Consider the following 898-nt stretch of genomic DNA (forward strand, 5'->3'; position numbering starts at 1 on the left):
GCGCCCACAATGATGCGCACACCACCCAATGAGCGCACAGCATAGACTCCCAAAATCACATCTGGAAAAGGATCTGAAACCGGCGCCACAATGGGAAACGGAATATATGAATTTGGTGCAGGCAAAACGTTCACGATCTCACTGGAATAACCACTATTAATAAATGCAACATCTGGTCTATACTCAGCAATAGGGATAAAGGTCATCAGAAATCCGTGTGTTGAATTTTTAATAAATTCTTGCGCCGTGATGTTTCAATTTGCAGCGCATCGAGTTGCTCTTGAAACATAGCAAAAGCAGCCGCTGCCATCTGCGGTTCTTTAATAATATTGGTATAAATTTCATATTTTGCACGGGTTTTGATCAATTCATAGGCTTCACAAAACCATATGGACGCTTCTTGTGCGCTCTCAATATCTTTTATTCTCACAGGATCAAGAATAAGCCTGATAGAATAGATACGCTCTGGTGTTGGATACAAAATAAGCTTTTGTTCAAAATAAGCATAGCGTGTAGGCATACCATTGTTACAATCATTCTCAAGATTCTCAATAACAAGCGGATCTACCTGCAAAAGCTTTGCTTTGCTGTGATTATCTTCATAAATATAAGCATCAACAATGCGAACAGCCCCTGTTATAGAGGGATGTGCCTCTGCGCCATAACGGCTTTTCCCCTTTAGAGTGGTAAAAACAATTTCACGGCTTTCATTGAAATAAAAAGGCAATCGTTCACAAAAGCGAATAGCCGAAAATATCGCCCTTTGTACTTGATCAACATACTCATCTGTTTGATCATCTATTTCATCCTGAATATCGCTTAACATCTGGATAAAATTTTTGTCATGAGAAACAATGGTCTGTTTGTCTCCAATCGGACCACCTGTCTGTACTATTAT

1 protein-coding gene and 1 pseudogene are annotated in these 898 nt (G+C 39.6%); both read right to left on the minus strand.

Going from position 1 to position 898, the window contains the following annotated elements:
- Positions 1 to 206 (minus strand): annotated as a pseudogene (locus PVV65_RS09840) (hypothetical protein); the annotation flags it as partial.
- Positions 206 to 898, minus strand: a 693-nt coding sequence (locus tag PVV65_RS09845) for a hypothetical protein (RefSeq protein ID WP_273790038.1), incomplete at its 5' end; no start/stop codon positions are given. The gene PVV65_RS09845 and the pseudogene PVV65_RS09840, both read right to left, overlap by 1 nt.

The organism is Bartonella sp. ML70XJBT (genome assembly GCF_028618425.1).
Classification (GTDB): domain Bacteria; phylum Pseudomonadota; class Alphaproteobacteria; order Rhizobiales; family Rhizobiaceae; genus Bartonella.